At 47.0% G+C, this 10,718-nt stretch carries 9 protein-coding genes; 7 read left to right on the top strand and 2 right to left on the bottom strand.

Annotated elements, in window-relative coordinates:
- Positions 1-234: 234 nt before the first annotated feature.
- Complete coding sequence (gene argH / locus QUB70_RS29580) at positions 235-1,620, top strand: argininosuccinate lyase (RefSeq protein WP_332985231.1); 1,386 nt, start codon at positions 235-237, stop codon at positions 1,618-1,620.
- A gap of 103 nt (positions 1,621-1,723) precedes the next feature.
- Here argH and QUB70_RS29575 read toward each other — a convergent pair whose 3' ends face one another.
- Positions 1,724-1,915 carry a hypothetical protein gene (locus QUB70_RS29575; protein WP_190738786.1) on the bottom strand — a complete coding sequence of 64 codons (192 nt, stop codon included), beginning with the start codon at positions 1,913-1,915 and terminating at the stop codon, positions 1,724-1,726.
- Positions 1,916-2,287: 372 nt separating this feature from the next.
- Here QUB70_RS29575 and QUB70_RS29570 point away from each other — a divergent pair, with 372 nt between their 5' ends.
- The 4 genes from QUB70_RS29570 (at position 2,288) to QUB70_RS29555 (ending at position 4,227) form a co-directional block, all read left to right on the top strand.
- A complete protein-coding gene (locus QUB70_RS29570; protein ID WP_332985230.1) occupies positions 2,288-2,500 on the top strand; it encodes a hypothetical protein in 213 nt (70 codons plus the stop codon).
- Between the two features lie 22 nt (positions 2,501-2,522).
- The gene (locus QUB70_RS29565; RefSeq protein ID WP_332985229.1) at positions 2,523-2,720 is read left to right on the top strand and encodes a hypothetical protein; all 198 of its coding nucleotides are present in this window, start codon (positions 2,523-2,525) and stop codon (positions 2,718-2,720) included.
- An 86-nt stretch (positions 2,721-2,806) separates the two neighbouring features.
- Positions 2,807-3,262: an NUDIX hydrolase gene (locus tag QUB70_RS29560; RefSeq protein ID WP_332985228.1), complete on the top strand. Its 456-nt coding sequence runs from the start codon at positions 2,807-2,809 to the stop codon at positions 3,260-3,262.
- Positions 3,263-3,420: 158 nt separating this feature from the next.
- On the top strand, positions 3,421-4,227 hold the full coding sequence (locus QUB70_RS29555; protein ID WP_332985227.1) for an alpha/beta fold hydrolase: 807 nt from the start codon (positions 3,421-3,423) through the stop codon (positions 4,225-4,227).
- A 40-nt stretch (positions 4,228-4,267) separates the two neighbouring features.
- On the opposite strand, the gene QUB70_RS29550 is transcribed toward QUB70_RS29555, so the two are convergent.
- Positions 4,268-5,200: a pantothenate kinase gene (locus QUB70_RS29550; RefSeq protein ID WP_332985225.1), complete on the bottom strand. Its 933-nt coding sequence runs from the start codon at positions 5,198-5,200 to the stop codon at positions 4,268-4,270.
- Positions 5,201-5,513: 313 nt separating this feature from the next.
- Here QUB70_RS29550 and QUB70_RS29545 point away from each other — a divergent pair, with 313 nt between their 5' ends.
- Complete coding sequence (locus tag QUB70_RS29545; protein ID WP_332985223.1) at positions 5,514-7,619, top strand: GAF domain-containing sensor histidine kinase; 2,106 nt, start codon at positions 5,514-5,516, stop codon at positions 7,617-7,619.
- A 1,080-nt stretch (positions 7,620-8,699) separates the two neighbouring features.
- Positions 8,700-10,538, top strand: a complete 1,839-nt coding sequence (locus QUB70_RS29540) for a Calx-beta domain-containing protein (protein WP_332985222.1) — start codon at positions 8,700-8,702, stop codon at positions 10,536-10,538.
- Positions 10,539-10,718 lie beyond the last annotated feature (180 nt).

The raw sequence follows: 10,718 nt of genomic DNA, 5'->3' as shown, positions 1-10,718 counted from the left end.
AGCTTGCACACGCGGAGCGTTCAAACCAGTCAAAGTCTTTCTCTGTCCAGGTTTTAGGCTTTTTCGGCAAGCCCTATATAAAGTTTGTAGTCAGGACTTGAGTTTTTTCGTGCCGCATTGGGGAGGGAGGACTAAAGTCCCGACTACAAACCGGAGGAAGGACTAAAGTCTTTGCAACCAATCGGTTTTTATAGACTTCTGCAAAAGACATATAATCTAGTTTTAGCTTCAGCAATGACAACACAACAAAAAACTTGGAGTCAAAGATTTGAATCGGCGCTGCACCCGGCGATCGCCCTATTCAATGCTAGTATTGGCTTCGATATTGAACTGATCGAGTACGACTTGACTGGTTCTGTCGCTCACGCTAAAATGCTGGCAAAAACGGGGATTATTTCCGCAGCAGAAGGCGAACAGTTAGTCAATGGTTTGGAACAGATCCGCAGCGAATACCGCCAAGGACTTTTTGTTCCGGGAGTTGATGCAGAAGACGTTCACTTCGCTGTGGAGAAGCGGCTGACGGATATCGTGGGGGATGCGGGCAAAAAGCTGCACACGGCCCGATCGCGCAACGATCAAGCAGGTACTGATACTCGCTTGTATTTGCGCGATCGCATCGCAGGAATTCGCGAGCAATTGCGGGAATTTCAAGGGGTTTTGCTCGATATTGCTGAGACTAACGTGGAAACTTTAATCCCCGGTTACACGCACTTGCAGCGCGCTCAGCCCATCAGTTTGGCTCATTACCTGTTAGCTTATTTTGAAATGTCCGATCGCGATTGGGAACGCCTCGGCGATATCTGCAAGCGGGTGAATATTTCGCCTTTGGGTTGCGGCGCCCTGGCGGGAACGACTTTCCCGATCGACCGACATTATACGGCAGAACTATTGCAGTTTGACAAGGTTTATGCTAACAGCTTAGATGGAGTGAGCGATCGAGATTTTGCGATCGAATTTCTCGCGGCTAGCAGCTTGATTATGGTACACCTGAGCCGCTTGTCAGAAGAAATGATTTTGTGGTCTTCTCACGAATTTGGATTTATTACGCTCAAAGATAGCTGCGCTACGGGTTCTAGCATCATGCCCCAGAAAAAAAATCCCGACGTGCCGGAGTTGGTGCGGGGCAAAGCGGGGCGGGTGTTCGGTCATTTACAAGCCTTGCTCGTAGTAATGAAGGGACTTCCTTTGGCCTACAACAAAGATTTGCAAGAAGATAAAGAAGCTTTGTTTGATACCGTCAAAACGGTACAAGGTTGCTTGGAAGCTATGACGATTTTGCTGCGGGAAGGAATCGCCTTCAGGGGCGATCGCCTCGCCGCTGCCGTTACGGAAGACTTTTCTAACGCTACAGACGTAGCAGACTACTTGGCGGCCAAAGGGGTTCCCTTCCGGGAAGCTTACAACCTCGTGGGCAAAGTCGTCAAAACTTGCCTTTCGGGGGGCAAACTCCTCAAAGATTTGACAATTGAGGAGTGGAAAGACTTGCACCCTGCGTTTGAGACAGACATTTACAGCGCGATCGCACCTCAGCAAGTGGTGGCGGCTCGCAATAGTTACGGGGGTACCGGGTTTGAACAAGTGAGAAAATCACTTATCGCTGCGCGCGATCGGATCGCCTAAACATCGTTAAATTCTGGGAAACATTCAGGCTGGCTATCTCTCCGAAAGAACGATCGTGTTTTCCACTCGGGTTCTACGAAGTTCGGCAGATAGCCTGACTCAATTAATCTTCAGCAGCAGCCATGTCTTTGTCCCTGCCGCCGCCGCTCATGGCGCCCATACCACCGCCGTTGCCGCCGTCAAATCGCCTTCTCTTGTTGGAGAACATATCTTGATTTCTCCGCTTGCGAAACTTGCGAGCGTATGCTTGATTTCGTTGTGCCTTCTCTTTCTTGAGATTGCGGCGCTTAGCCATTATGACCTCACTAATAAACATGGACACTCCCCGGATCTGAAAGCCCGGGGATTCTTAATATTGACATTCTGGGCACTCTTCGTTACTGACATTCTTGCTTGGGCGAAGTCACTTGCTTGCGACAGAATTTCTGAGCGCCAAAGTAGAGGTGTCTTCTCCCCAAACGTGAATTCCGGTATGCCCTACCGTACTCGATCGGTTCTTATGTAGCTAGGTTTTCTTCAAATTTAGCTTTCCTAAACCGCAACACCTATCGGTGTAACTACGCACTCAACTAATTGAGTTAAGTTTTTACGTTGTCTAGTTATACTCAATTTTAGACCGATGACGATTATAGCACACCCGGTACAGGACGGATCGAAAAGAACACTCTTGACTCTTCGTCCCTTGAGACGGTGGGAATCTGGGCCTTGGTGGGGACGGCGTGTTTTCCATCTTCGAGAAGATTCCGATAAGTTATTGACAAATAGGACAAATGACCTTAATTCCGGTGGCGTAGCTCCTATTTTCAGCCTGCGCGACGCGATCGGCAATTTAGTAAGCCTCGCAGATTTTCTCCGGCGGCGAGTTGTACTCTATTTTTAGCATCGGGATAATACCCCAGGCCGTGCGACTCAAACGCCGAAGTCCCGAAAGCCAACTACGGCTGTTACGGGTTCAAAAAAATTTATGGGAAAAGAATTTATGGGAATTACTCGATCGCCGTCGAGCGATCGACCCTGATGGTAGGATTGAAGAAGTTTACCGCAAAGTCAAACCAGAAACTCACGCGGCGGAGATTTTAGCAGACTTGCCAGACCTCTAGACTCAATCAAAAATTAAAAATTAAGACTTTTGAGCTCGCAGCTCGGAAACCTGAAATTACTTTTCCCTAAACAAGCTTTTGAGTTTATGCGTCGATTGTGGCAAATTGTACAAACTGTGCTGGGGCTGATTTTTCGCCATCCCGTCACTGGTACTGCGGTGATTCCTGTATTGCCTGACGGGCGAATTGTGTTGATTCGCCGCCGCGACAACGGTCGCTGGGGACTGCCCGGAGGTATGGTGGATTGGGGAGAGGATATCCCGACGACAGTGCGGCGGGAATTAGCGGAGGAAACAGGACTCGATTTAGTCAAAATCCGCCGCTTGGTGGGTGTTTATTCGGCAGCCGATCGAGACCCTCGCTTGCACTCTATTTGTATCGTGGTGGCAGCAGAGGTGCAGGGAAAGATGCAAGTTCAGGATACGCTTGAAGTCAGCGAGGTTGAGGCTTTTTTGCCAGCATCGCTGCCCCAGGGCCAGCTCAGCCACGATAACGACCAACACTTACAGGACTATTTTCAAGGCCTGACAACTTTGGCGTAAACTGGCGGGGCATCCAAATTTGAGAAAAGTCGGAAATTACCTGGCCGTCAAAAGTTGTCTGTGATGACTGTGGAATGAATTTTTAATGTTTTCCTACTTTTATTCAAAAACTCTGAACATTAAATTAATCATCTTTTTATTGCTAAATATTTAACCGGATGTACTCACCGCTACGCAATTCTCGGGTCAAACTCTCTGTAGGGCAAATCTTTTGGCACGAAGTCGGTCAAGGGCCGAATTTAGTATTTTTGCACGGTTCTTGGCTCGACAGCAGTCAGTGGCTGAGGACGATCGAACATTTGAGCCCCTACTACCAATGCTTCGCACCGGATTTGCTGGGGTTTGGCGACTCGGAACGCCCGAAAATTCATTATTCGATCGACCTGGAAGTAGAATGTCTCGCCCAATACCTCGATACTTTGAAGCTGCCAGAGGTTTATTTAATCGGTCACTCTGTGGGCGGCTGGGTGGCCGCCAGCTACGCGATCAAATATCCCGATCGAGTTCAGGGTTTGGTGTTGCTGGCCCCAGAAGGCGTAAAGGTTGGCAACCGGCGGGGGCGGTGGCAGACTGCTAACTGGCTGATCGGCAAACCTCCGCTGGCTTTCTGGTTGCTGCGATCGATCTCTCCATTTGCTAAGTTGCTGGGCCGCCAAAACAAGATTGACGGACTGCTAAAGTTCAGACAGCAGTTGATTCAGTCCCCAGTTGCGGTGCAGTTGCTGTTCCGGCGGCGGCAGGCCGAAATTACAGCGGAGTTAGTTGATGAGAATTTGCCTTTGCTCAAAGCGCCTGTTTTGCTTTTGCACGGTTCTGAAGATTCGCCCGCAGCTTCGTCTCTGTGTCAATCCTATGCTGCTCTGGCTCCTAATGCCGAACTGCAATTAGTCAGTCCGGGGGAAAGCAATTTACCGCAGGAAGTCCCGGAACTTGTTGCTAAGTATATTCGGGAATTTGCTAAGTAAATTGGGAATTGGGAATCGGGAATTGGTCATTGGGAATTGGTCATTGGTCATTGATAAAATGACAACAGTCAACAGTCAACAGGCTAATTCCCCAAAAAATGGCTTCGGGTGCGTCAATTACTGCGGAAGCCGTATCGGGAAAAGCTGAGGCGAGATATTGCAGTAGCAAAGTTCGATCGCCCCCCGTGAGTGCAATTTTGCTATCAGGAAACAAACACCGCCAATCTTCAATAAAATCCCTAACTCCTGCCACCGTCGCATACACAACTCCGCTTTGAATTGCCGCCGCAGTGTCTTTCGCCCAGCGGTGCGGCAGATTTTCTGGTAAGCTGATTAAGGGTAATGCAGCAGTTTTTTTACCTAGGGACGATAACTGCAAACCCAAACCCGGTAAGATGGCGCCCCCAACTAAATACCTATTGACATCAGCCCCAGTAAATGTTAAAGCTGTACCAGCATCTATAAGTAAAACTGGCCAACCGAATTGGTTGCCAGCACCGAGTAAAGCCAAAGCTCTGTCAATTCCTAGGGTAGGATAGAGTCCCCCGATCGGCAACTGGTCTAAAGTAATAATTCGGACATCAGGATAACTCTGCCAAATTGCTGTTTGTTGGGGAACAACTGAGGCTATAACTAAAGGCAGGGGAACTAAAGAAAGTGTGTGAGGACTAGAAAAAGCGGGAGTAGCAGGAAGACAAAGGAGATTTTGAGAAGATATTTCCTCGATCGACCTCCTTACTGTTTGTACCAAATATTCAGATTTTTCCGGCTCGGAGACCCGGGAAACAGCATCAGCATTGAGATGCTCTGTATCCCATGTTTTCTCCAGAGTTTTGCCTGCAAATAATCCCCAGTGCAGGCGCGAATTCCCGATCGCCAAAGCTATTTTAATCTGACCTTTACCTGTCAATTCATAGGTAAGGTTGTCGGTGCAATCTTGCGGGAGAAAATTGTCAGCAATTGATTTTTCCATGACGATAGAACGCGCAAACATTGAACTAAAGATAGATGTTAAATTAATTTTCTTCGCTTAACCGCGCGGTTAACTTTATTTGACATTTGACCGAGTTCAATGGGGCGCGACAATTAGTATTGTAGGCTGCCGAGCGCATACTTTATATTTATAAATATTTGTAAAGCAAATAATAGCTATGCTCAGGCTGCATCCTTTATAATGTCTTAAGATATTCCAAAAGTCCTGGTAGCTGCGATCGGGCTCTTGGCGGGGTAAGCAGAGGTTTAAAAAACCAGGCTCAATCAAAATACTGTACAACTGCTGAGTAAATATGTCTTTAAAAATACAAGAACACGAAAACCCCTCGCCGAGATTAACTTCGCGGTTGCCTGAACATGAAAATTGGAGGCAGGAAGAAAGTCTTTCGCTGCCGGAAGTAGACCAACAAAAAGCCATAATCGTGCAGATGCAGCAGCAAGTTCAGCTATCAAACTTGCTGAACCAAATTAATAACGAAATTCGCAGTACACTTGACATAGAAGAAATTTTGACATCCGCTTGCAGATTGCTGGGGCAAGCGCTACAGTCCAGCCGCGCGAGCATTTTAGTCAAAGAATCAAATACAGAAAAAACTTTAGTCACGCGGGGAGAGTACAACGCGGGGGACTATCCGATCCAACTGGGCATGAAAGTACCGATTACTGACAACCCGCACTTAACCGCAGTCGTATCTGGGCAAGAGTCGCTAGCATTGACGAGGTTTCTGGATTTTCCCGGATTGAACGAACAAACCCGAAAAATTTCTGAAGCTTTGGAAATTAAGTCAATGCTGGCAGTAGCTACTCGCTATCAAGGTGAAGTGAACGGCATAATTGGCTTGCATCAGTGCGATCGCGAACGGGAATGGACGAATTGGGAACGGCAACTTTTAGAAGGGGTAGCATCGCAATTGGCGATCGCGATCAATCAAGCCAAACTCTACAGCAAAACCCGCCGCCAAGCCGAACAAGAATCGCTGCTGCGACTGATCGGCAACCAAATTCGCAGTACCCTGGATCTGGAAACTATCCTGCAAACAGCGGTGAGGGAAGTCCGCCAACTGTTGCAGTGCGATCGAGTAATTATCTACCAGTTTGAAGACAACTGGCAGGGAAAAGTTGTCGTTGAAGACATGACGGTTCCTTGGCCTTCAATTTTAGGAGATATGGGGGCAGATAAGTGTTTCCGGGGAGATTACGCCGATCTTTACCAGCAAGGGCGAGTCAAAGCAATTAATGATATTTTCAATGCCGGTTTAGAGTCTTGCCACGTTGATTTCTTAGACCGTTTGCAGGTAAAAGCTAATCTGATCGTGCCGATTGTTACGTCGAGAAGCGAAGAAAATTCACTCCCTACAGCCGGAAGTTGTAATTTAAAATTTCCAGGTAAACTGTGGGGTTTGCTGATTGCTCACGAGTGCGGGGATACCCGCAATTGGGAGTCGCAAGAAATGGAGTTGCTGTCGCAGCTAGCCGACCAAATGGCGATCGCCATTCAGCAAGCAGAACTTTACAGCAAAGTCCGAGAAGCTGCGGTCAAATCTCAAGCTCAAACCCAGCAATTGCAAGCAGCGTTCCAAGAATTGCGATCGACACAGCAGCAATTGATTCAAAGCGAAAAAATGTCCGGTTTGGGGCAAATGGTAGCGGGAATTGCTCACGAAATTAACAACGCCAACAATTTTATTCACGCTAACTTGTTTCACGCTCAAGAATATTTCAAAGTCTTGAACGAAGCTCTAGAACTTGCCGGAAATGCCTGCCCGGAAGCAGCGGAGGCAATTGTCAGAATCAATGAAGAACTAGAACTGGATTACATTCGAGAAGACTTTGGTAAACTGCTCAATTCAATGCGGGAAGGAAGCGGGAGGATTCGCTCGATCGTGATGACGCTGCGGAATTTTTCTCGTTTAGACCACGCTGAATTACAACCGGTAGATTTGAATGAAGGTTTAGAAAGCAGTTTTTTGATGCTGCAAAATAAGCTAAAAACCCATATCAAAATAGACAAGCAATACGGCAGTTTGCCGCCCGTCCAATGTCATGCCAGTCAAATCAACCAAGTATTTTATAATTTGATTGACAATGCTTTAGATGCGCTCCAGTCACCCGTCAAACCGGGGGAATTAACTATCCGCAGTTGGCAAAGCGCTCCAGACTGGGTAACAATCTCTATCCGCGACACGGGAACCGGCATTCCTCCGGAAATTCAAGACAAGATTTTTGACCCATTTTTTACTACTAAACCTGTGGGGAAAGGCACTGGTTTGGGACTTTCAGTGTGCTATCAAGTGATTGTTCAAGCTCACGGCGGCCGGATTAACTGTGTCAGTCAGATGGGTGGAGGAACTGAGTTGATTGTAGAGTTGCCGCTGACAAATCAGAGGGTAGGTTTATAATTCCTGCTTCTTATTTATCAAATTGCTGCCGATCAATACTCCGGACAGTTTTTGAGACCGAGGCTGAAACCCTCATTCTACCGTTAGCATTTGACCTCACTGAGAAGGCTGAAACCAGCATTCTGCCGTTAGTGATTGAAAACTGTCCGGACTATTGGCTGATAGGCCTTGTGGTTGTTGGACACTGCGGCAAAACAACCACAAAGCCTATCACGTCAATGGTTTGGGGATTTTTTGAGATGTCTGATGAATCAACTCACTCCCATTGGTAACAAGTTAAGCTAATCCGCATTTAAATTGCATAGTCAAATAAATTTTTCCTCTTGTGGGGTGGGCATCTTGCCCGCCCTCAACATACAAATTAAATGCACAACAGCTTAAGCTAAGAAAGCATTTGTCAATCAGCAATTATGCTCAACATTTACTCGGATTTTGGGCCCAAAACTGAGATTTGGGCGATCGTGCGATCGTGCCGAGGGTGATATTTATACCTACTCCCTCTCAAATCGTGAATTTTCCACTCCTCAAAAAGCAGTTTTTTTGAGTAATATTACTGATTAACAAATGCAATTAAGTCTTAAATTGTCACCAATAATACCACAATAACAATTAAAATTGTAAGTTATTTAATTTGCGATCCTTAGAGATATAAATTATTCAGTATTTTTACTGATGCTTTGTCTCTGCTAATTCACTTTTGTCCGCTGAAGCACTGTACGCGGCCGTTGGGTGCGAAATGTGGGATTTAAGCTCTCCTCTACAGATGTGAAAAACCCGCTTTTTATAGAGATGAAAAAATTCTCGGAAATTTTTCCGGAGCAACGTTATTGATGATGAAAGTAAATAATAAGCATCTTCCTAAGTAGGTGCAAGTAATTACACTCAACATTTTATCAGGGACAATAAAGCCTTCAACTGCTTATTGGGCAAGCATTTTGAAAGTATAAGCATTTTTACTTGATTTACCTGCACGTACTTACGACGAAATTTTTCTTGCAGTGACCGATCGCTATAAAGAAAGCCCAACCTCTGGTTTTCAGTCACTTCTAATCCTTAATTACTCATCATCAAAAGAAAGCTATGGCTACTTCATTCACTGGTTCTTTGGGTCAAAACACTAATTACAGCGTCATCGATGACCTGATTGCAAAATGGGCTACCGCCTCCCAGAATCAAGGTATCAAACTGTCTGGGATAGCTGTTGATGGCGCCGAAACTGACTACCTTAACCCTACAACCATCAGCAACCTCACTTTAGCAACGAACCAAAACCCTAAAAGCTGGTTAAGTTACGGCAGTACCGGTGGTATTGGTGTCCCATCTGCTTATGATGGTTGGTTCACCGATGTCAATAAAGTGCGGGCGGAAATCAACTATGACCCCAACACCAATCAATCTCAGGCGCTGAAGGTGAAATGGGCGGATAACAAAGACGTGACTAGCGCCACGATCGACCTAAGTTCATTGAGCGTCAAAACAGCTCCTGGAACGGGCGATCAAGGCAATGAAGTTGGTTTGCTGCAAATCTTCAATAATGGGGTTTTGGTACCGGCTACCAATTTTACCATCACTCGCCTCAACGCTCCGACCACTCCAAAACCTCTCTCTGTGTCTTCAAATGGAGTGACTTTTACTGCCGATCGTGCCGATGGCAATTTCCAATTCAAGGTAGAAGCAAACCCTCTCACCGGCGCTGCTTTTGACGAACTGCGGTTCTCTGCCAAAGCCTACGATAGCCCTACCGCTGCCTACACCGCCACCGCATTCAAAAGCGATAGTTCCGACTACCTAGTGCGGAGTATTCAATATCAAGGCAATGATGTGACGCCGACGCCGACGCCAACGCCAACGCCGACGCCAACTCCAACACCTGCAAGTGTCTTCCAATTCGAGCAAGGAAGTTACACGGTGAATGAAGGCGGCGTGGCTACGATTAACGTGACTCGCACAGGTGGTACGGCGGCTGCATCGATTAACTACGCTACTGTTGACGGTTCCGCAAATGCTTCTGGGACATCACCCGATTACACTTTGGCTGCGGGGGCGTTGAATTTTGCTGCGGGGCAAACTATTGCTAGTTTCACAGTGACTTCTTTGAACGATTTGCTTTTGGAATCGCCGGAAACTGTGAATTTGGTGCTTAGCGGTGGCAATGTGGGCAGTAATCCGTCTATTTTGACGATTAATGATGTCGCGCCAACTCCGACTCCAACGCCGACGCCGACGCCGACACCCGGTCAAAACACGTTTTTCTTCAGTGCGGCTGCTTACAGCGTCAACGAGGGTAGCACTGCGCCAATTACGATTAATCGTGCTGGGGATCTTTCGATAGGGGCTACAATTTCGTTCACCACTGGTAATGGTACTGCTTTGGGTGGGGGCACTGCACCAGATTACACCCGTGTGAATCAAGCGGTCACTTTTGCGCCTGGACAAGCTAGCGCACAAGTTCCGGTTCAAACTTTATTTGATGGTCGCATAGAGCCTACTGAAACTGTGAATTTGTTCATAAGTGGTGGCAGTTTGGCGAGTCCATCAACGGCGGTTTTGAGTATTCTTGATTCTACTGTTGCGCCTCCGACTTTCTTCTCTTACGGTTCGTCTCCTGGTTCTATTGCTGATGGCGCGGCTGGAACTTTCACGATTAACCGGACTGGTGATATTTCGGGTTCGGCTTCGATCGACTTTTTGATTGCTGCCCCTGGTGGTCGTCAACCTGTGAACAACGTGGACTACAATATTATCAATCCATCTGGTAGTGTGACTCCTAATGGAGGAACGGTCAACTTTAACCCCGGTCAATCTAGCGTTGTGCTGACGATGAACAATCCTCTTGGTCCCCGTCGTGGTGTGGTGAATTTAGGCTTTGGTGCAGGTCCGATCGGCGGTCAGGCCTCGACTGCAATTACTCTGCTTTAAGGCTGTTAGTAGGGCAAGGAATCCTTGCTCTACTAATATGTCCCGCAAGTAGTTAAATGCTTTTTATCAGTCTGGCTCCTCACTGCTGCTTTTTTCAATAAAGCAATACTCCGGACAGTTTTTTGGGCAGCGACTGAAACCCGCATTCTACCGTTAAGATTTCACCTGCTGAGGAAGCTG

The organism is Microcoleus sp. A003_D6, from assembly GCF_036702825.1.
GTDB lineage: Bacteria > Cyanobacteriota > Cyanobacteriia > Cyanobacteriales > Microcoleaceae > Microcoleus.
The sequence above is the reverse complement of the archived record's forward strand: the minus strand, read 5'-3'. Positions and strand labels throughout refer to the sequence as shown.